At 43.5% G+C, this 21,431-nt stretch carries 20 protein-coding genes; 6 read left to right on the forward strand and 14 right to left on the reverse strand.

The window, feature by feature from the left end; all coding sequences use genetic code 11:
- Together QE417_RS20445 and QE417_RS20450 are read right to left on the reverse strand one after the other, a co-directional pair.
- The gene (locus QE417_RS20445; RefSeq protein WP_311953077.1) at positions 1–1,863 is read right to left on the reverse strand and encodes a M56 family metallopeptidase; all 1,863 of its coding nucleotides are present in this window, start codon (positions 1,861–1,863) and stop codon (positions 1–3) included.
- A complete protein-coding gene (locus QE417_RS20450) occupies positions 1,856–2,236 on the reverse strand; it encodes a BlaI/MecI/CopY family transcriptional regulator (RefSeq protein WP_311953080.1) in 381 nt (126 codons plus the stop codon). Before QE417_RS20450 ends, QE417_RS20445 begins: the two co-directional genes overlap by 8 nt.
- Before the next feature lie 257 nt (positions 2,237–2,493).
- Here QE417_RS20450 and dprA point away from each other — a divergent pair, with 257 nt between their 5' ends.
- Positions 2,494–3,576, forward strand: a complete 1,083-nt coding sequence (gene dprA / locus QE417_RS20455) for a DNA-processing protein DprA (protein WP_311953081.1) — start codon at positions 2,494–2,496, stop codon at positions 3,574–3,576.
- Between the two features lie 139 nt (positions 3,577–3,715).
- Here the strand turns inward: dprA and QE417_RS20460 are convergent, their stop codons facing one another.
- The 8 genes from QE417_RS20460 to sppA all read right to left on the reverse strand — a co-directional run bounded on the left by QE417_RS20460 (position 3,716) and on the right by sppA (position 11,359).
- Entirely contained in the window at positions 3,716–4,015 is a 300-nt protein-coding gene (locus QE417_RS20460) for a GIY-YIG nuclease family protein (RefSeq protein ID WP_311953082.1), read from the reverse strand.
- 170 nt (positions 4,016–4,185) lie between these two features.
- The gene (locus tag QE417_RS20465) at positions 4,186–4,662 is read right to left on the reverse strand and encodes a SixA phosphatase family protein (protein WP_311953085.1); all 477 of its coding nucleotides are present in this window, start codon (positions 4,660–4,662) and stop codon (positions 4,186–4,188) included.
- 114 nt (positions 4,663–4,776) lie between these two features.
- Entirely contained in the window at positions 4,777–5,409 is a 633-nt protein-coding gene (locus QE417_RS20470; protein WP_311953087.1) for a porin family protein, read from the reverse strand.
- A 33-nt stretch (positions 5,410–5,442) separates the two neighbouring features.
- Positions 5,443–6,153, reverse strand: a complete 711-nt coding sequence (locus QE417_RS20475; RefSeq protein ID WP_311953088.1) for a porin family protein — start codon at positions 6,151–6,153, stop codon at positions 5,443–5,445.
- An 85-nt stretch (positions 6,154–6,238) separates the two neighbouring features.
- On the reverse strand, positions 6,239–7,204 hold the full coding sequence (locus tag QE417_RS20480; protein WP_311953090.1) for a glycosyltransferase family 9 protein: 966 nt from the start codon (positions 7,202–7,204) through the stop codon (positions 6,239–6,241).
- 19 nt (positions 7,205–7,223) lie between these two features.
- Positions 7,224–7,727: a D-glycero-beta-D-manno-heptose 1-phosphate adenylyltransferase gene (rfaE2, locus tag QE417_RS20485; RefSeq protein WP_311953092.1), complete on the reverse strand. Its 504-nt coding sequence runs from the start codon at positions 7,725–7,727 to the stop codon at positions 7,224–7,226.
- Position 7,728: 1 nt separating this feature from the next.
- Positions 7,729–9,417: a helix-hairpin-helix domain-containing protein gene (locus QE417_RS20490; RefSeq protein ID WP_311953095.1), complete on the reverse strand. Its 1,689-nt coding sequence runs from the start codon at positions 9,415–9,417 to the stop codon at positions 7,729–7,731.
- Positions 9,418–9,583: 166 nt separating this feature from the next.
- The gene (gene sppA / locus QE417_RS20495; RefSeq protein ID WP_311953098.1) at positions 9,584–11,359 is read right to left on the reverse strand and encodes a signal peptide peptidase SppA; all 1,776 of its coding nucleotides are present in this window, start codon (positions 11,357–11,359) and stop codon (positions 9,584–9,586) included.
- Between the two features lie 86 nt (positions 11,360–11,445).
- Here sppA and folK point away from each other — a divergent pair, with 86 nt between their 5' ends.
- Both folK and QE417_RS20505 read left to right on the forward strand, forming a co-directional pair.
- Positions 11,446–11,931, forward strand: a complete 486-nt coding sequence (folK, locus tag QE417_RS20500; RefSeq protein ID WP_311953100.1) for a 2-amino-4-hydroxy-6-hydroxymethyldihydropteridine diphosphokinase — start codon at positions 11,446–11,448, stop codon at positions 11,929–11,931.
- 21 nt (positions 11,932–11,952) lie between these two features.
- Complete coding sequence (locus QE417_RS20505) at positions 11,953–12,318, forward strand: Hpt domain-containing protein (RefSeq protein WP_311953103.1); 366 nt, start codon at positions 11,953–11,955, stop codon at positions 12,316–12,318.
- A gap of 239 nt (positions 12,319–12,557) precedes the next feature.
- On the opposite strand, the gene purS is transcribed toward QE417_RS20505, so the two are convergent.
- From purS to rho, 3 genes are all read right to left on the reverse strand, one after another.
- A complete protein-coding gene (gene purS / locus QE417_RS20510; RefSeq protein ID WP_311953106.1) occupies positions 12,558–12,809 on the reverse strand; it encodes a phosphoribosylformylglycinamidine synthase subunit PurS in 252 nt (83 codons plus the stop codon).
- Positions 12,787–13,524, reverse strand: coding sequence for a CDP-alcohol phosphatidyltransferase family protein (locus QE417_RS20515; RefSeq protein WP_311953108.1), 738 nt, complete (start codon positions 13,522–13,524; stop codon positions 12,787–12,789). Before QE417_RS20515 ends, purS begins: the two co-directional genes overlap by 23 nt.
- Positions 13,525–14,140: 616 nt before the next feature.
- Positions 14,141–15,901, reverse strand: coding sequence for a transcription termination factor Rho (rho, locus tag QE417_RS20520; protein ID WP_311953110.1), 1,761 nt, complete (start codon positions 15,899–15,901; stop codon positions 14,141–14,143).
- Between the two features lie 289 nt (positions 15,902–16,190).
- On the opposite strand from rho, the gene pyrF reads away from it, so the two are divergent.
- A complete protein-coding gene (gene pyrF, locus QE417_RS20525; RefSeq protein WP_311953113.1) occupies positions 16,191–17,024 on the forward strand; it encodes an orotidine-5'-phosphate decarboxylase in 834 nt (277 codons plus the stop codon).
- Between the two features lie 443 nt (positions 17,025–17,467).
- Here the strand turns inward: pyrF and QE417_RS20530 are convergent, their stop codons facing one another.
- A complete protein-coding gene (locus QE417_RS20530; RefSeq protein ID WP_311953116.1) occupies positions 17,468–18,361 on the reverse strand; it encodes a cation diffusion facilitator family transporter in 894 nt (297 codons plus the stop codon).
- 168 nt (positions 18,362–18,529) lie between these two features.
- Between QE417_RS20530 and QE417_RS20535 the strand changes: the two genes are divergently transcribed.
- Both QE417_RS20535 and QE417_RS20540 read left to right on the forward strand, forming a co-directional pair.
- Complete coding sequence (locus QE417_RS20535; RefSeq protein ID WP_311953119.1) at positions 18,530–18,847, forward strand: hypothetical protein; 318 nt, start codon at positions 18,530–18,532, stop codon at positions 18,845–18,847.
- A gap of 85 nt (positions 18,848–18,932) precedes the next feature.
- A complete protein-coding gene (locus QE417_RS20540) occupies positions 18,933–21,218 on the forward strand; it encodes a TonB-dependent receptor (protein ID WP_311953122.1) in 2,286 nt (761 codons plus the stop codon).
- Positions 21,219–21,431 lie beyond the last annotated feature (213 nt).

A 21,431-nucleotide genomic window follows, 5' to 3' on the forward strand; every position in this document is an offset into this window, starting at 1 on the left:
CTATATTCTTGACCAAACTACGTTTACAAATTCGGTAACGCCGTTTTTGCCAACGCTTTCGCCGAATCTTTTAATGGTGGCCGCATCATTAGGCTTATGATAAAAGGTACTTTTTGCATGAAGTAAGGTGCCTAACTTTTCTTTAGTGCTAATTCTGGCCGACAGTTTTTCGAGAGCCAATGCATCATATAACTTTCCTTTGATCAAGAACCATGAATGGTCTCCGTGTTTTACTGGTTCGTGATTTTTTATATTTTCCGGTTTAAGTTTATCAATCTGAATATAAACCAGTTGGGGGCGCACATACATATCGGGTTCAAAGCTTGTAATAAATTTCCCCGGCTCTGGGGTTATGCCCATAAACACTGTTCCTATGTAATGTTTTTGGTTCATATTAAAGGCACTTGCTTTTTTTGTTTTTGTTGAATTTTCAGTATTATCAACCGGCGGTGGGGGCGGCGGAATATCGTCTTTCCTTTTTTGCGATGCAGGTTTTTCAACAGGTGGCGGTGGCGGAGGAAGTAAAGGCCTTCTGACTTTGTTAGGGTTACGAGGGTCTATTGGTGGGGGCGGTGGAAGTACTAAAATGCTGGTTGCACTGTTTGATGCATTCGTTGTTTCTACATTAATTCCAAATTTTTGCTTCAGGTCTTTCCTGTCTTTTTTTGTTAAAGTTTGCGCTGTATAAATCAGTTGTTTGCCACCAGCGCCGTTTAGTTTCAACTGGTCGGTTATGGTTGATGTGTTGCCGCTTGTAACTTTTAAACGCATTTTTTTTACCGAATCTTTTTTGGTGGAAGTGCTTTCCGGAGTTATAACAGCTTCGAAGCCGGCAGTAGGTTTGCTAATTACTTTTCCATCTGCTGTACGTATGGTTGGAGGTGGAAAAATTATTTTACCTGATTGAAAGTTATTTACTGTTTCATAAGTAGTTATGCTGGTTGATGTGAGGTTGTTTTTAGGTGTTTTTCCCCATTCAAACTTAAACCCATAGTCTTTACTAAATGCGGCCGATGAGGCGCACAACATACCTGCACAAAGGGGCAGGGCCATGAGGTAATTTAGCCTGGCTAAACTACCCGAGCGTTTTTGATAAAGCTTCATTATTCGTGATTTTAAAAGTTGTTTCTCTGAAAAATGATTGGCGAAGCTAAGGCCGTTGTTTTGGCAGGCCTGGGCTATTAAAAAATCCACGTAGCCGTCCTGCTCGGTTTTTTCCGCCGTAAGGCGGTCGGCCTCAAATTCGTGCAGTGCCTTGAGGCTGTTTTGCAACAGGTACACAGCAGGGTTAAACCAGCAGATGATTTTTAGCAGTTCGGTAAACAGCACGTCGTAACTGTGTTTTTGGGTAATGTGCACCAGCTCGTGCTTTAAAATAACTGGCTGCAGTTGTTCCTCATCGGCAGCAAATAAGAAGCGCATGAACGAAAAGGGAGAGAGCGTTCCAGGCACGAATACCAGCGTGTAGCCATCGCGTTGTTCTCGTTGACTCGTAAAAATCAATTTTAAGAGCCTGTAAAGCTTTGCGCATAGCAAAACGAAGCCAAGTATGGCTCCGGCTATGTAAAGCGCTGTAATAGCTCTAAAGGGCTCAAATATGGCTTGTGGTTGCGGAGCTGGTGTAGCCATTTGCATCACTTCAGTAAAAACTGCCTGAGTTAATACCTGCGTAACCGGGACAGGCGCGGGCCTTGCAAAGCTTATTTGTACCAGCGGAATGGCAAAACACAGCAGGGCAGAGGCCAGCAGGTAAGCCCGGTTGGCACTGTGAAAAGTTTGCCTGCGCAATAGCAGCCAATAGCCACCGTAGGCAAGGGCGAGGTAAACGTTTACCTCGAGCAGGTATTGCAGCAGGTTAATCATCGCTGCTTTTTTTGCGGCTGCGTTCGGCCAGTAAAATAAGTTCGGCCAATTCGCTCAGGTTTAGCTTCTGTTCTTTCACCAGGTATGACACGAGGCTTTTGTACGAATTGTTGAAATAGCTTTTGATCACCTTATCGAAAGCGAATTTCTTGTAGTCTTCCTCACTCACGGTAGGGAAGTACACGTGCGAGTTTCCGTACGCTTTGTGGTCCACAAATCCTTTGGTTTCGAGCACACGCACTACGGTGCTCACGGTATTGTAGGCAGGCTTCGGGTCGTCGGGCATCTGGTCGAGTATCTGCTTTACAATACCCTCTTTCAGCTTCCATAAAATCTGCATTACCTGTTCCTCTGCTTTGGTTAATTCTTTCATCGTTTTTTTGGGCTAAAAAGGTAAACTATTTCGATAGTTTAAGTAAACTATGCGAATAGTTTGCGAACTGTTTTTATAGTTCGAATAGCCGAAAGTACTACTATTTTTATAGTTTGCAAACTGTTTTTATAGTTTTGTTTGTCAAAAGGCTTTTTTTGCGCTTAAAAGGCCATTTTTCAAAAAAAATTTTCTTACCCTACGGGTAAATTATGAGGTGTTGTTAAATTGCGGCCGCATCATGACACTTAAACACCAAATTGCTTTATCACTTATTAAGGGCATCGGCCCCACGTTATCAAAATCTTTACTGGCCTATTTTGGCAGTGCCGACGAAGTTTTTTAATGGCCCGGTAGGGCGTTTTAAACGCGTACCCGGCATTGGCGATAAAACTATTGAGAGCCTTAATCTCAATGCGGCTTTGGAGCAGGCCGACCGCGAAGTAGCCTTTATAGAAAAGAATGGCATCGACGTTATATTTTATACCGACGAACGGTATCCTAAAAAACTGAAGAATTGTAACGATGCCCCCATTCTGCTATATAGTAAAGGCAACGCCGATTTAAACAACCAGCGCATAATAAGTATAGTAGGCACCCGCAACGCTACCGACTACGGCAGGCAGCTGTGCAAAGAACTGCTTGAGGATTTACAGCAATACGGCGTGTTAGTAGTAAGTGGCCTTGCATTAGGCATTGATGTAGCCGCCCATAAAGAAAGCCTCCGGCTTAACCTGCCAACCGTAGGCGTATTGGGGCACAGTTTAGATAGGTTGTACCCCAGTCAAAACCGGGCAATTGCCGATAAAATGATATTAAACGGTGCCCTTCTGAGTGAGTACCCCTCAGGCACCAAGCCCGACAGAGAGAACTTCCCGCAGCGTAACCGCATTGTGGCCGGTATGGCAGATGTTACCGTGGTGGTAGAGGCCGGTATTAAGGGTGGGGCATTAATTACGGCCGAAATTGCCAATTCGTATAATCGCGATGTATTTGCATTTCCGGGGCGTACAACTGATGTGTACTCGGAAGGTTGTAACTTTTTAATTCGGAATAACAAGGCCGGCTTGCTCACCTGCGCGGCCGATTTGGCTTACCTGATGGGCTGGGACACGCAAACTAGTACCCAGGCAAAGCCCAAACAGTTTGCATTACCTATTGATTTAACCGAGCAGGAACGCAATATATGGCAACTACTTTACGAGAGTAAAACCCCCGTGGCTATTGATGAACTAAGCATTCAGCTTAACATGCCCGTAAGCACCTTAGCCATGAATTTACTAAACATGGAAATGCAAGGCTATATTACGGCTAAGCCGGGGAAAATGTATGTGATTGGGTGATTTTAGCTCGCCAAGTCATTGCGAGGTAAGAAGCAATCTCTGCGTAAGATGGTCTGCCAATGACGAGCTTTGCTGCTGGTAGCTCCGCATCCCCACCTTGTCATTGCGAGGAACGAAGCAATCTCTGCATTTGCAAATACTATTCCGCTATTAGTTCTTCGTATAGGTCTTTCCAATCAGGGTTTAAAGCAACAATTAAGTCAATCTTACTTTGACGATTACCGCCTTTAATTAGCTTTTCGGCAGCAATAGCTTCCTCGATATGTGCATAAGCAAAATAATAAACCAATTTATGGCAGTGATACTTAGCTGTAAAACTATTGGGATGTACGTTGTTTTTATGTTGCCATATCCGACTAACAATATCTGAAGTAACACCTGTATAAAATACCGAGTGTCGCTTATTAGTCATGATGTACACGCAGCCGCCTCGTTCCATAGTTTTAGATGTTATGATGTAAATTTATCTATCTGAAAGAATATCTTACGCAGAGATTGCTTCGTTCCTCGCAATGACGGGTGAGTAGGTTTCCATTCACTAAGATTTGGGCTAATAATTTGTACGATTATTCTCCGCATAGGTTGCTTCGTTCCTCGCAATGACGAAGATTATTGCGGTACACTATACCACGTAATCACGCCCGATTCATGGGTTATCTCCTGCCAGCTGTCCGCATCCTCAAATACTAATACTATGGCGGCGCAGGTGGGTACATCGCGCACTTTGCCGGTTAAGTTAAGTAACAGGTAGGCTATGCCAGGATTGTGGCCTACCATGGCTACAAAATCATACGCGTTCGAAAAATGGTTGATCTCGCGCAGCAGCGTACGCTCGCTGGCCTCGTAAATGGCTACTGTTGCCCTGGGTTGGGGTATATTAAGGCTGATTGATAAAATATCGGCAGTGGTTTGTGTGCGCAAGGCCGAGCTGCAAATTATCTGCTCGGGCACCAGCTTTTCGGCTTGTAGCTTTTGCGCAAGTTGCTTTACGTCGTTTTCTCCTTTTACTGATAACGGGCGATGAAAATCACCACCGGCAGCAAATTCTTCTGCCTTGGCATGCCTTACGAGGAGTAACTTTTTCATTAAGTATAAATGTACAAAAACGGTGCAATTTGTTAACAATTATTTATTGGCTGTTTTATATATAAAAAAAGAGGAGACAATGCTCCTCTTCCTAAATAACTGTTGTTTTATTTTTTAGAAGCTGTAACCGGCTGTAATGCAGTAAACACGATTTTTAAGGCTATACCCGTTGTTACTGCCGGGCAGTACGCTTGTTAAACCAAAATCGGAGTTTACACCTAAACTTAGTTTGTTTGTGAATTGAAATCCAATTAATACAGTGATACCAAAATCGGTACGTTTAATATCGCTGTTGTTATCACTTCCGAGGGTTAAATCAACGCTTACGTTTTGGCCGTTAACTTTATCTTCGGCTTTGGCCGATAAGGCATAGGCTGCATAAGGGCCACCGCCAAAATAAAATTTACCCGCGCTTAACGGTACCGAATACACCAGATTAACAGGTATTTGCAGATAGCTGAATTTTAATTTACCGGTGCTTTGACCATCATTAGAGTTGCCACCTTTACCGGTGTAGTATAAGCCTGGTTGTAATGAAAGGCCATTGTTTCCCAGAGGAGCATCAGCATAAGCTCCTGCAGTAAACATGGTAACACTACCCGATGTAGCAGTTACAGATGAGCCACTGCTTGAAGCTTGTAATGAGGCAAAGTTTACACCAGCTTTAATTCCAAAAGTTGTTTTGGTTTGTGCAAATGCCAGTGATGCGGCCGCCGCGGCAACCATGGTTAGTAATAGTTTTTTCATGTTGAGGTGTGTTTATGAATGTAAGGTGTGTTATTAAAAGCTAAAACCCAGGGATAGGGTAATGGTGCGTGTTTTGGCTTTGCCCTGCGAGTTTTTATCGCCGTTAATATTGGCAATACCGTAATCATAATTAGCGCTTACTAAAAAGCCATTATTAAGCCTGAAACCCGCCAAACCGGTTACACCGTAATCAAGGCGCTTAACGCCATCTTGGGTGCCAATTTCAACATTGGGGTCAACATCGCCATCAAGGTCTATAACAAAAGGACCGTCTTCATATCTTTCTTTAATATAACCGCTTGCCGATGCCTTTATGGCTACTGCTGCAAACGGGCCGCCGCCAATAAATAATCTTCCTGCATTAAAGGTACTGTTAAACAAAAAATTAACCGGAACCTGTATATATGCAATATTTGATTTTAAGTTGGCATCGTAAGTGTATGTGGAAGTGCCATCAATTTGTTGTTCGTAATGTTTGTAGCTAAAGCCTTTGCCCGAATAGTAAACACCCGGCTGAATGGAGAAACGTTCGGTAACAGCAACATCAGCAAATACGCCTGCCGAAAAGTTGGTTGAATAACCTGGGTTGATAATAAGGCCCGATGCATCAGCCGTTAAGCTCATGGTTGTGCGGTTTACACCAGCTTTTATGCCAAAAGTGGTTTGTACAGGTGGGGCCGGGAATTGTGCAAATGCGGTACAAAAAGAAAGCGCAGCTAACGCAGTAAGTAGGGTTTTTTTCATGAATTGTGATAATGCCAGTAAAGCCCCGAATATATGAAAAATAACTACAAGGTTAGTTTCTATTTAAATATGAAACTTACAGCTTTCAGGCATTAGCAAAATTTACCAAAATGGCATCATCAATATTATGCATACACTTAAAATGCCCCAACGGACATTTTTCCTGGCCAAATTTGGAGCAGGGGCGGCAGGGCAAATCAACGCCTACTACCAACGCATCATTAACCTGGTACGGTTGTACACCCAGCAATTCGGGCACGGTGGCTCCCCAAACCGATGCTATGGGAATATTAAAAGCTTCGGCAATGTGGGTTAGGCCGGTATCAAAACCTATTAAGCGTTTGGCTTTTGATAAGATGAAGACAGATTCATCCAAAGAAGTTACTCCGCAAATATTGAGTACATGGCTTCCGGCCGCCGCTGCAATCTCGTCACCATTAGCTTTTACATCGTTTCCGCCTAATAACAATACGGGTTGATCAATTTGCCGGCAAATATCGGCCACCTTGGCATTGGGCATACGCTTGGTATTGTGCGTAGCGCCAATTACAAACACTATATAGTTATGCCGATGGCTTGCGGGCAGCAAATCATCTAACAAGTACTGCTTTTTAATATAATAATTAATGGGTTTGCCATCGTTAACAATACCCAGCGGGGCAACGGCTTTCAAATACCGGTCGACCAGATGTACAGGCGGCACCAGTTTGAGGTTGAATTTTAAGCTGAGCCATTTACGCAGGCGTTGCTTATCATATGTGTATGATTTTATTCCAGTGCGTAATTTAATGATAGATGTGCGCAGGTTAGTGTGCAGGTCTACCAGTATATCGTACTTTTCGGCTTTAATCTCCCGTATGGTATCGCTGAGTTTTGGCTGCAGCAAAAGTAGCTTATCAACGTAAGGGTTATTATCGTAAATGTACCTGAAGGCAGGCTTGGTTAAAAAATGTACTTCGGCACCGGGCAATTGCTCTTTAAGGCAGCGCACTACCGGGGTAGTGTAAATAATATCGCCCATGGAGCTAAAGCGGATCACCAGTACTTTCATTTGTCTTACAAATACGTTATCAGGACTGCTGGTTCCTGATTTTTTGAATGATGGATGTGGAGGAGTAGCCCTCTACAAAGGTAATAGTTTTTACTTCGCCGCCGTTGGCCAGCACTTCTTTAGCACCTACAATGTTCTCAATTTCATAATCGGCACCTTTTACCAATACATCGGGCAGTAGGGTACTGATGAGGTTTTGCGGGGTATCTTCATCAAACAGCACCACGGCATCTACAAAAAAGAAAGCGGCCAGCAATGCAGATCTGCTATCCTGCCCGTTAACGGGTCGGCTTTCACCTTTCAACCGCTTAACCGATGAATCGGCGTTCAGGCCAATGATGAGTTTGTCGCCCAGTTCGGCAGCCTTGCTTAAATAAGTGATATGCCCTATGTGCACCAAATCAAACACGCCGTTGGTAAACACCACCTTTTGACCTTGCTGTTTCCATTCAGTTACTTTGGTTTGTAAGGCGGATAAACCTGTAATTTTATTAAGTAGTGTACTTTCGAGGTTAGGCCGCATATTAAACTGTGGTAATAGCCGCTTTGCGAGTTTCAAATTTTTCCTTTATCTGCTCAAATGATAATGTATTCAAACAGTTTTCTTTGCTAACACCGCCTTTACGGGCCGCCAAAATACCATAGTGCATATCATTAAAACCTTCAATACGGTGCGCATCGGGATTAATAGAAAGCATTACACCTTTTGATATGGCGTACTGGCACCAGCGCCAGTCTAAATCCAGGCGTCGTGGGTTGGCGTTAATTTCGATGATTACATTGTTGGCGGCACAGGCATCAATTACCTTTTCATAATCCAGTTCATATCCGTTGCGGCTCAATAATAACCTGCCGGTAGGATGGCCTAATATGGTAGTGTAAGGGTTTTCGATGGCTTTGATAATACGGGTAGTGGCTTTCTCTTTATCCATTTTAAGGTTGGAGTGAACCGAGGCCACCACAAAGTCAAACTTTTCGAGTATATTATCAGGATAGTCTAATGAGCCATCCCCTAAAATATCCGACTCAATACCTTTAAATATATGGAAGTTGTCGAGTTTGCTGTTGAGCTTTTCAATTTCCTGGTGTTGCTGTAACACGCGTTCGATGCTTAGGCCTTTGGCATACACGGCGCTCTTGCTGTGATCGCAAATGCCCAGGTACTCCAGTTTCATCTCATCGCGGCAGTACAGTGCCATTTCTTCGAGGGTGTTTATGCCGTCGCTCCAGGTACTGTGATTGTGCAGGGTACCTTTCAGGTCGGCAAAATCAATCAGGTCGGGCAAAAAGTCAACCGCTGCTTTATTAATAAAGGCGGTGCCTTCGCGCAGTTCGGGTGCCATCCAGGGCAGGCTTGCTTTTTTGTAGATGAATTCTTCGCTTTCGGGCTGATCTATCGCATCAACAATGCGCGATAATACGGCTTCTACATGGCCGTCGTTACCGGTGTAGGTAAACAGATCGCGGTAAAAAAAGCGTTTATCGCTAACTATAATGCTTACCAACAGTCCGTTAGCTGTTTCTCCGCTTACCCGGCAATCGGTTACAGCAATATTGTTTAACAAGGTAGAAGTGCTCAGGCTGTTTAGTGCCAGTTCCGCATCGCGTGTTCCCAATACCACCACCAGTTCTGATACTATTTCGCAACACCTGCGATAATCGCCTGCATACTCAATCAGCGCACCCGGGAACATGGATTTTAATAACGCCATTAGTTCTTTAGCCTCGTGCTGCGCCTGTGCATACAGGAATTTACCATTACTGGCCATCCTGAACTCGAGCGATTTGATGATCTCGTCTTGCGTTTTTATACCAAAGCCTTTGGCCTCCACCAAACGGTTTTCATTACAGGCGTAATAGAGCTCACCTGTGTTTTCGATGCCTAACTGTTTCCATATTATGGCAACCTTTTTGGGGCCGATGCCTTTAATGTTCAGCATTTCGGCAACACCATCGGGGGTGGCAGCCAGCAGGTCTTCTAAATCTTTAAGGGTACCTGTTTCCTGCAGCTCCTTTATATAGGCCGCAATGCTTTTGCCTACGCCTTTTATCTGGGTAATTTCTTCGAAGCTTTTATCGGCCAGCTGGTAGGGCAGTTTATCAATAGTGAACGAAGCATTGGCAACCGAGCGTATTTTAAACTCGTTTTGCTCATGCAGTTCCATAAATTTAGCCAATAATTTAAGCCGGCCGGCAATAGGTTTATTTTCCATAGAAACAGTAAGGCTGTAAAAATACAAAAGCCATTCTCAAAGAACAGCTTTTGTTGGTATTTTGTTGTTGGCCGTAGGCCATAGTTAATAGATGATGGTTTATGGTAAGAAGCTTGGCTATGAACTATCATCTATGAACCATGAACTTCGAAGCAGCGCTTCGCTACTACCACTTCTCCGTAACAAACGGCAAACGTGCTTGCGGTACGCGTATCATACCTTGCAAAGTTTTCATTTGCGAGTAGTATTGGTAGCTATCGCCCAGTTCTGATTTTAGCATATGGGTTTTTACACGGGTTTCTACATCGTTAGTAAGACCTTTAAAAAATCCTTTTTGCTCGGGGTAGGCTACTAATTTATAGTCTTTAAGTTTGGCTTTTTTGGCGGCACTGGCAATGGCATCATTAATGTTGCCTAAACGGTCAACCAACCCAATTTTGAGGGCTTGCTCACCGGTCCATACACGGCCCTGGCCTATGCTGTTAATGTATTCCTGGCTCTTTTTACGACCAGTTGCCACGGCTTTGGTAAAATCATCATACCCGTGGTTAATTTCATCCTGCAAAATGGCGTGCTCCTCGGGGGTGAGCGGGCGACTAACATCACCTAAATCGGCAAATTTGCCGGTTTTAACGCCATCGAAGGTAATGCCCAGTTTATTGTTTAAAAAGTTTTGCATGTTGGGCAATATGGCAAATATGCCAATAGAGCCGGTAACAGTATTAGGTTCGGCAAAAATTGAATCGGCCGCGCACGAGATGTAGTAACCACCCGAAGCAGCATAATCGCCCATTGATACGATAACCGGTTTAACCTTTTTGGTGAGGCTAACCTCGCGCCATATCACATCAGATGCCAGCGAACTACCACCCGGAGAGTTTACACGTAAAACTACGGCTTTAACCTTATCATTTAAACGTGCCTTACGCAATGCTGCTGATATGCGCTCTGAACCGATGGTGTTATCATCGCCCTGGCCACCGTTAATTTCGCCCGAGGCATATATCATGGCAATCTGGTTACCCGAGTCTTTATCCTTGTCGCCGGTTTCGTCGGCACCGCTGTCTTTGGCGTAAGCGGCAAGGTCAACACCTTTTAAATCTTTGCTCAGGCTAATATCGGTGCGTTTTTTTAACTCGTCGAGTACCTCATCCTTGTATTTTAAACCGTCAACCAGTTTATATTTTAGGGCATCGGCAGGGTAGTGTACGCGCAACTCGTTAGCCATAACGTACAGGCTGTCTTTACTAATTTTACGGCTGGTGCTAACACCGGTTAAAAACTGGTTATATAACGAGCCTAAGTACGAAGTAACCTGCTGGCGGTTGGCATCGCTCATTTTATTTAAAAAGAAAGGTTCAACCGCGCTTTTGTAGGTTCCTACCTTTATGATCTGTGCTTCGATGCCCAGTTTATCAAGCGCACCTTTAAAGAAGGTAATTTGTGAACTCATGCCTGCAAATTCAAAAATTCCTTTAGGGTTAATATAAACCTTATCGGCTACGGATGCCAGGTAGTAAAAGCCCTGGGTATAAACTTCAGAATAGGCGATGATAAACTTCTTTGATTTCTTAAAGTCGATAAGTGCATTCCGGATTTCTTCGGCAGTGGCCTGGCCGGCCATCAGGTAACTATCGGTAAGGTATATACCTTTAATATGATCGTCGGTTTTGGCTTTTTTAATGCTGGCCAAAATATCATTAAGGCCCAATTGCTTTTCTTCTTCAAAGCCTAAAAAATCAAGTCCGGCAAGCGGATTATTAGGTGTGCGCTCGGGTATGTTGGTTTTTAACGATATGGTAAGTATCGAATTATCTTCGACCGTAACCTTTTTATCGCTTGTGGCCGTGGCTATAATACCTATAACTACAAACAACATAATAACACCCACCGCAATCATGCCCACAATAGTAGCCAGTACGAACTTGAAAAATTGTTTCATTAACTATTATAAATGATTTAACTATGCAAACTTAATAATTGGTACAATATAATGTTTAGAGTACTCCATATAATATTTGTTACAACATGATAGGCGTTTATTTACTGTTGGGTAGTAACCTGGGCAACCGGCAATTGTTTTTACAACAAGCCATAAATCACATTGAAGCCGAGGCAGGTCCTGTTATCAAGAAATCGGGCTTATATGAAACCCAAAGCTGGGGTAAAAATGACGCCCCCGATTATTTAAACCAGGTATTGTTAATACACACCACATTGGCTGCCCCGGCTTTATTGAACAAATTGCTTGATATTGAGTTGTTACTGGGTAGGGTACGTGAAGAAAAGTGGGGGGCGCGGGTGATAGATATTGATATTTTATTTTACGATGATGAGATCATTGATTCTCCTGATCTTAAAATACCGCACCCGGAATTACACAAGCGCCGTTTTACTTTAGAACCTTTAGCCGAAATTGCACCCAACTTTAAACATCCTGTGTTTAAAGTTGATATTGAAGTACTTAAAAATAATTTACAGGATAAATTAGAAGTAAAAAAAATCTATTTTTGAAATAACAATTATTAAACCCCTATGGCCGAGAACCAAACAGACCTTGACTTATCATTTTTATACGAAATTGCCGATGGCAGCGACGAGTTTATTGTAGAATCGATTGATATGTTTTTACAGCAAACGCCAATGCTCATTAGTGAAATAGGTGAGGCCATTGCTGCCCAAAACTGGAACACGGCCGGTGCAGCAGCGCATAAGTTAAAACCTAACCTTGGCTTTTTTGGAATGCACACCACGCAGGGCATGATGCAGGATATTGAGCACATGGCTAAAAACGGTGCCCCTGATGCAAGTGCTTTAAAAGAAAAGTATGAAACCGCTAAGGAGCTTATCGAAGCTAATTTGTTAGATTTAGAAAAGATCAGAGCAGAGAAAAGCGCGTAAGTTATTTGTGCTTTGATGATATTTAGGTAGAGACACAATACGTTGTGTCTCTTTTTTTGTACCCCCGATCTCGAGAAAGTACACAAAAAACGTCATTGCGAGGAACGAAGCAATCTCTGAACCGGGTATAACCACCTTGCATAAGCAGAGATTGCTTCGTTCCTCGCAATGACGCGATGAGAAGTAATATTATATTTTCTAACTCCCTCACATTTGGAGAGGGTTCGGGGGGGGGGCTGCTAAACCGCAGTTACCGTAAAGCTATAGCTTTCCATAATTAAGTTGGCTAACAGGCTTTTACAAGCTTGCTCAACTTTTTCGGATGCGGCGGCTTCGCTTTCGGCTTCAATTTCTAAGGAGATGTGTTTGCCAATGCGTACATTTTGAATTTCGGCCAGTCCAAGGTTTTTCATGCTGCCGGTTACGGCTTTACCTTGAGGGTCAAGAATTTCTTTTTTTGGCATTACGTCAATTTCGGCCTGGAATTTCATACTGTTTGGCAAATCTAATTTGAATGATGGATAAGGCGATATACATTACTATGATCGCCGGAATTGCGGCAAATTTAAAAAACAATATCAGAATTGCCGAAAACAGCAGCAATAAATAGCGGTAAATATTTCGCTGAACATCGCGGTTCTTAAATTTAAGCGACATTAGCGGCAATTCGATCACCAGCATGGTACACATAATGAGTACAAAAAATGCCAGGAAAAAGGGATTAAGTATAAACTGGGTAAAAAATGTGTACTGGTCTTTCAGTATCAACGGAAACGACCCGATCAGAATGGCGTTAGCCGGGGTAGGCAAGCCAATAAAGCTATCGGTTTGGCGTTCGTCATTATTAAACTTAGCCAGCCTCAATGCCGAAAATACAGGTATTAAAAAGGCGATATAATTTAAATAGGTACTTACGCCTTCTATTTGCGGGGCCTGTAAAAACAGGCGGTACATAATAAAGGAGGGAAGCACACCAAAGCTAACCACATCGGCCAGCGAGTCGAGGTCTTTACCAATTAGCGAAAAGGCTTTAAGTACACGGGAGGCCAGTCCATCAAAAAAATCAAATATGGCAGCTAAAAAAATACAGTATGCAGCAAATACCAGGTTGTCCTGAAAGGCAACGAAAACTATCCCCACGCATCCACTAAACAGGTTGGCACAGGTAATGGCGTTGGGTACATGTTTCTGAACGCGATTCCTCATTTCGGCGTTGAAGATAGCCAAATATTGTTAACCATGTATGAACATTGTGTTATTGGCTATAAATCCTAACGGTATTTTAATCTGGTTGTTTGACGAAGAGTTAAACAAAAACGATTGATTGAGCCGTGTGATACTAATGTAATATTGTGAGGTTATGGTACACAAGCAGTCATGCTGAACTTGTTTCAGTACCTCACAGGATAGGTAGTATTCGACCCAAGGAGATATCTTTTTTAAGCGGACAGGCTTACCTATTCGAAAAGATTTCTCTCTACGTTCGAAATGACAAAGTAGTTGTTAGTTAAGTCACTCATTCACCCACTCACTCATTCACTAATTAACAATTGGGCGTTTCCGCCTCAGGCGGACCGAGCTATCCATTACAACCCATCGTTCCGCTATGCTACACTGTGAGGGTTTCGCTTTTATCGCTAACGCAAACTGCGAAAAATACACGTAATACCTTATTTTTAGTCTATAATAAAAAACGTCATTGCGAGGTACGAAGCAATCTCTGCGGTTGCAAGGCGGTTATGCCTGCTTCGTACCTCGCAATGACGCGTGGAATATTATAGATAGCCTGTGGTTGGTGTTGTCACCAACCACCCAGGCCGGGTTACGAATTCATCGATACCAAAAACTCTTCGTTGGTTTTGGTGCCGCGTATTTGTGCCTGTAAAAACTCCATCGATTCGATTGAGTTCATATCAGCCAGGTGATTACGTAATATCCAGATGCGTTGAAGCGTTTCGCGGTCTAACAACAGGTCATCGCGACGGGTACTTGATGCTGTAATATCAATAGCCGGGAAGATACGTTTGTTAGATAACTTACGATCCAGCTGTAACTCCATGTTACCGGTACCTTTAAACTCTTCAAAAATAACCTCATCCATTTTAGAGCCGGTTTCGGTAAGGGCTGTTGCTATAATGGTTAACGAGCCGCCGTCTTCAATGTTACGGGCCGCACCAAAGAAACGCTTAGGTTTGTGCAAGGCGTTGGCATCAACACCGCCCGATAATATTTTACCAGATGCAGGTGCTACGGTATTGTAAGCACGGGCCAAACGGGTGATCGAGTCGAGCAGGATAACCACATCATGACCACATTCTACCATACGTTTTGCTTTTTCGAGCACAATGTTGGCAATTTTTACGTGACGCTCGGCCGGTTCATCAAAGGTTGATGATACCACCTCGGCGCGTACGCTGCGAGCCATATCGGTAACCTCCTCAGGGCGTTCGTCTATGAGTAATATAATGAGGTATACTTCAGGGTGGTTTTTGGCAATGGCATTGGCCACATCCTTTAGTAACATAGTTTTACCGGTTTTAGGCTGCGCCACAATTAAACCACGCTGACCTTTACCAATTGGCGAAAACAGGTCCATAATTCGGGTTGAATAGTTACCACCATCGGTAAACAAATTCAAACGTTCTGACGGGAACAACGGCGTTAAGTGATCAAAAGGTACACGGTCACGCACTTCGGCAGGTACACGGCCATTAATAGCCTCTACACGCACCAATGGAAAGTATTTTTCTCCTTCTTTTGGCGGACGGATGCTACCGCGAACGGTATCACCGGTTTTTAAGCCAAAAAGTTTAATCTGCGATTGTGATACGTAAATATCATCAGGAGAGGTCAAATAGTTATAATCAGATGAGCGGAGGAAACCGTAGCCATCGGGCATAATTTCCAGTACGCCTTCGTTAACAATAACGTTGTCAAAGTCGAGGTTGATCTCTTCTTTTTTACTGTCGCGATTGTTATCGCGGTTATTTTCACGCTGTTGCTGACCGTTCTCGCGTTGTTGATTATTGTTATCACGCTGTTGGTTGTTTTCGCGTGGTTGCTGGTTTTGACCCTCGCGCGGGTTACCAGGTTGACGGCGATCGCGCTGCTCAAATTTTTGAGTACGCGGACGCACACCTTGCTCAACAAATTGCGTTGCGAAAGGGGTATGGGTGCCTTCGGTAGGGGCGGTAACGGCCTCCACATCGTTTGGCGTGCCTGCAACGGCAGTTTCTGCCTGTACAATAGGCTCTGGCGCTGCAAATAAATCTACAGCTGGAGTAGCTTCGGCTTCTGCGCCTGCAGGAGTTTTGGCTTTTAAAGTACGGGTACGTTTGCGGGGTTTATCGTCGGCTGCGGCTTCTTCATCAGCAGGTGATGCCTGGGCGGCAGGTGCATTATCGTAATTATTATTTAGTACTGATTGTTGAGTCCTTGCGGTTTCAATAAGCTGTTCTTGTTCTTTAATACGGGTTACCAGTTGGGCTTTGCGCAACTCGTCGGCTTCGGCAATACCCAAATCTTTAGCCATTTGACGCAATTCTGACACTAATTTGTCATTCAATTCGGTTTTCTCGGGCATGGGGGTGAATTAAAAATTCAAAAAGGGATAAATTTGATTATTTATTTTATACGAAAATTAGTCTTGCTGCTGTAATGCACCTTGATTAAAATAGTTAATGTATTGTAAGCAACGTGGGAATTTTTACAACTTTTCTTTAGTGCAAGAAAAATTTAGTGTTGGAAACGCTGCAATAGTAACCAATAATTTTAAAATGCACAATTATTTTAAAAAATAGTTACACAACGCTAACACTTCGGGCTATTTTTAGTTTTTTTGCCGGGCAAAAAATATTCATTTTCTTAATATTATGCTTTCACGCCAGCAGCTCATCAGTCAAATTAAACAAAAAAAATCTTTTTTGTGTGTAGGTTTAGATACCGACCTTGAAAAAATACCGGCCTTTTTACATGAGTATGAAGACCCGATTTTTGAGTTTAACAAACGCATTATTGATGCCACTGCCGATTTATGTGTGGCCTACAAACCCAACGCTGCTTTTTATGAAACCTACGGCGTTAAAGGCTTGCAAAGCCTTATTAAAACTTACGAATACTTGCCCAAAGAATGCCTGAGCATTATAGATGCCAAGCGCGGCGACATAGGCAACACCAGCGACCGCTACGCCCGTGCCTTTTTTGATGAAAAAGCCAGCGGTATGGGCTTTGATGCCATTACCATTACCCCTTACATGGGGCACGATAGCATTACCCCATACTTAGCATACGAGGGCAAGTGGATCATTGTACTGGCATTAACCTCATCCGTTGGTAGTCATGATTTTCAGTACCTGCAAACTAACGAGGGCTTGCTGCATGAAGCCGTTATTAATAAGGTAAACACTTTGGGTGGTACCGACCGCATTATGTTTGTAGTAGGCGCCACCAAAGGCCAGGAGTTTGAAAACATACGCAAACATGCACCCAACAACTTTTTATTAGTTCCTGGCGTTGGTGCACAGGGTGGTAGCCTGGAAGATGTGTGCCGTTATGGTATGACGAAAGAGTGCGGCTTGTTGGTAAATTCATCACGCTCCATTATATACGCATCCAACGGTACCGATTTTGCCGACGCTGCCCGTGAAGAGGCTTTGAAGTTGCAGGAGCAAATGGTAGTTGAGTTAGAGAAGGCTGGGATAATTTAGTTCCATAGTAAGCCACGTCATTGCGAGGTACGAAGCAATCTCTGCGAAAGTTGGGTTGTGCAATGACTTATTGCAGTGCCCTGTTAGGACAGGTAAAGTGAGTTAACCCACGCCTGTTGATGTACTTTTTCTTTTGCTAAAAGAAAAAGTACCAAAAAGAAAAGGCTGCGGCTACGTTATGTTGCTACATAGGGTTGTACTTTCACTCGAGCCTGTGGTTGCCGCAACATTCCTGATGCCGCGAAAAGAAATATATGTCAGGGTAGTGCATTATATGTTAGCATACCGCAATGCAGTGAAAAGGAGCGTTGGCATGCCATGGCGCCCGGCCGGGAGTATGGCCTGTGGGGTGGCAGGGATTGCCATGGCTTGAATTTTTGCTACTTTTGTTTCAAGACAAAAGTAGTAGCCTCCGCGGCAATAAGCGGTAGATAAGCGATAAGTTAACCAACATCCACATAAATCTGCTTAAAATGAGGATACAACTCCTGAATATCCTTCTTCAAAGTAGCTATACTCAAACCAACCTCTCCAACATCAATCCCTTGTTTAAACCGAACCTTCAATACTAAAATTACCTCCTCGGGTGCCAGATACATGGATTGATGAGATTCCACCTGCTTTACATTTTCAAAACTTTCGGCTAAAGCGATAATTTTTTGGAGCTCCTCTGCCGATGCACTTTCGCCCATCAGCAAACTCCGGCTTTCACGAACGAGCAGAATGGCTACGGCGGTTAAGAGCAAACCGATCATTACCGACGCAATGCCATCTATATAAGGATTACCTAATATTTGCCCTAACAAAATGCCGGTAAAGGCAATGAGTATACCTATCACATCGGCGGCATCTTCAAACAGCACCACAAAGGTAGATGGGTCTTTGCTTATGTGTACGGCTTCCCAAAAGGGCATGTTGCCGCGCTGGCGTTTAAACTCCCGCATGGCGGTGATGAAAGATATGCCATCGAAAATAAAAGCAATGCCCAGCACAATGTAATTCCAGATCGGATTTCTAACTTCCTGCGGATTCATAATGTGTTCCACACCTTCATATATAGAAAAGCCGCCGCCCAATGCAAAAAACAACAGCGATACCATGAACGACCAAAAGTAAAGCTCCTTACCATAGCCAAACGGCCGGTTTTCATCGGCCGGTTTTTGGCTTTTACTGATGCCAAGGAGTAATAAAACCTCGTTACTCGTATCAACCAGCGAGTGTATACCTTCTGACACCATGGCCGAACTCCCTGTAAATACTGCGGCAACCAATTTGGTAATGGCTATGAGTAAATTTGCACCAAGTGCGGTGTATATGGGTGTTTTTGAAGCTGGCATTAGCATATATACAATAGCCCGCACATTAGGTTTTAATTAGCAGGTTAAACCTTTTAATAAATACTCAACCAGTATGTTGGTTTGTAGGTAACTATGTAATAAAACAGATAGATTTCAAATAAAATGATAATGTAAGCCTTTTTAAAAATATATTTGCAGCCTACTGCTTTGACTAAACGTACCGCAAAAATATTGACCTCGTTTTTGCTCCTGCTAACTTTTGTTACGGGGCAGGTGATATTGTTTGCGCATACACATAAAACCGAAACTCAATCGGTAAAGCATTACGCCCAAAAAGACAAATCAAAAATTGCTGATGATAACTGTCCCATCTGCGTACAGCATGGTAATGTGCAGTTATTTCTCCAGCATCACCATTTCCATTTCTTTGCTTTAAGCAGTTCTTATGAGCCCGTTGCTTTTGCAACAATTTATCAAAGCATCGAACTGCTGCTTTCGGGTAATAGGGGACCACCTGCTGTATAATTTTTATTGTATGTGAAGTAGTGGGGCAACGCCTGGCTGCTGTATTTCTGTATTTCAAAAAATTATTACTTAGTATCCTATTATCATGAAAATGAAGTTTTTAGGCAGCTTGTTGCTGTTTATATTGCCTGTTTATATATATGCGGCCGTAGCGGCCTTTACCGGTAAAGTTACCGATGTTAAAACCAACGAACCTATTATTGGTGCAACTATCACCATTCCCCAGTTAAAAATAAGCACTACTACCAATGCCAGCGGTGAGTTTACGTTTGGTACCCTGCCTGCACGTGGCCGTTACGTGGTTGAAGTAAGTTACGTAGGCTACCAAACCAGCATTAAAACGGTCGATCTATCTAACCCGGCATCATTAACCTTCACCCTTACGCCAAGCATTATCGAAGCACGTGAAGTGGTGGTTACCGGTACCGTGGTGGCATCCAACAGTAAAAATAACAGCACTTCGGCTGCGGTGGTTAGTAAAGAAGACCTGCAAGGCTCATACACTAACCTTATCGACGCTTTGGCTAAGCAAGTACCGGGCGTAAGCCAGATAACCACCGGTCCGGGTATATCAAAGCCGGTTATACGCGGTTTGGGTTATAACCGCGTGGTTACCCTGAGCGATGGGGTTAAACAACAAGGCCAGCAATGGGGCGATGAGCACGGCATTGAGTTAGATCAGTACCAGGCCGACAAGGTAGAAGTACTGCGCGGCGCGGCATCGTTACAGTACGGCTCAGATGCGATTGGAGGTGTAATTAACCTGGTTGAACCATTGGCACCTGCTCCGGGTAAAATAAGGGGCGAAGTTTTGTCAAACTATTCAACCAATAATGGCTTAACCGGTTCATCTTTAATGTTAACCGGTAACGAGAACGGTTTTGTGTGGAGAGGCCGCGGTTCGTATCAAAATGCTTACTCGTTTAAAACACCAGCCGGATATTTTCCTAACAGCGGCTTTAATAATACCAACCTGAGCGGTATGGTAGGTTTAAACAAAAGCTGGGGTTATTCTCACCTGAATTTTTCGTACTATAAAAACAACATCGGCTTTTTCGACCCCGAAACGGTTAATGATTTATACACTACCGAACATTCGCGCACGTTAGATTACCCTCGTCAGGACATACGCCATTATAAAGTGGCCTTAAATAACAACTTTGTAATAGGTGAGGGCTCCTTAAAGGTTGATTTGGGTTACCAAAAAAACCAACGCCGCGAGCTGGAAGACAGTGCCGATCCATCTTTATTCTTTGACCTGAACACATACTCGTTAGATACCAAATACTCATTACCTGCCCGTAACGGCTGGGAGCCAGTAATTGGTTTGAGTGGAAGCATTGGCCATAGCGTTAACAAAGCCGAAGAAAAGCTGATACCTGAGTATAATGCTTATGCAGCCGGCATATTTGGTTTTGTAAAGAAAACGTATGGCGCCAACACGGTGAGCGCGGGTGTACGGTACGATTATATTCAAAACAAAGGCAAGCAATTATTTGAAGAAGGCGCAGAGCGATTCCCGGGCTTTAAAAATAACTTTAGCAGCGTGAGCGGAGCTTTAGGTTATACCCACGTGTTTAACGAGTATGTAAACTTTAAAGCCAATGCCGGTTCGGCGTTTCGTGCACCAAACCCTGCCGAATTAGGTTCTAACGGTGTACATGAGGGTACCTTTAGATACGAGGTTGGTAACGGTAATTTGAAACCTGAGCGTAGTTACCAGGCCGATGCTACTTTGGAGTTTGGTAACGGTATACTAACCGGTAGTGTTGGCGTGTTTGAAAACTATATACACAATTACATATACGCCTCAAACACCAATAACGAAACTATTGTGGTACCTACGGAGGATTTGGGTACCTACCCGGTTTACCGTTACGGCCAGGTAAATGCCAACCTCTATGGTGCCGAAGCCAGCTTAACCCTGCACCCGGTATCGTTCATCCACTTCCAAAACACGTTTGCTTACACGCATGCGCAAAATAATACGTTCGACAGGCCGCTATCCTTTATCCCGGCCGGAACATTGCGTAACACCCTGCGTTTTGAGCCAAAAGTTAAAGGCTTGCATGAGTTTTACTTTTATGCCGGTGTAGATAATTACTTTAAACAAAACCGCATTGATGCAACGTTTGAAACTCCTACAGACTCATACACCTTGCTTAATGCAGGTATAGGTACTACTATTAAACTGGGTGCACAACGTTTTAAAGTTTATGTATCGGGCGCAAACTTAACCAACAAGCGTTACTATGATGCCCTAAGCCGCCTTAAACCCGGCCGCATAAGCCAGGACAACCTGAATTTGGGCGTATATAACCCCGGCCGTAATATTACTTTCGGGTTTTATATGCCGTTTAATTTGAAGTAGTAAAGATTGATATCCCAATATGTCATTGCGAGGAGCGATAGCGACGTGGCAATCCCCTCGCGTTATAACCATGCAAGTGGAGATTACCACGTCGCCCTCACGCATATTTCCCCACTGCTCCTGGCAATGATATAAGGAGAGCGATTAACAAAAAGGCGCTTATCTCAGTTGATAAGCGCCTTTTTTATGTCATTAGACAACCACTACTATGTT

Origin of the sequence: Mucilaginibacter terrae (assembly GCF_031951985.1) — a bacterium.
GTDB classification, from domain to species: Bacteria; Bacteroidota; Bacteroidia; order Sphingobacteriales; family Sphingobacteriaceae; genus Mucilaginibacter; species Mucilaginibacter terrae_A.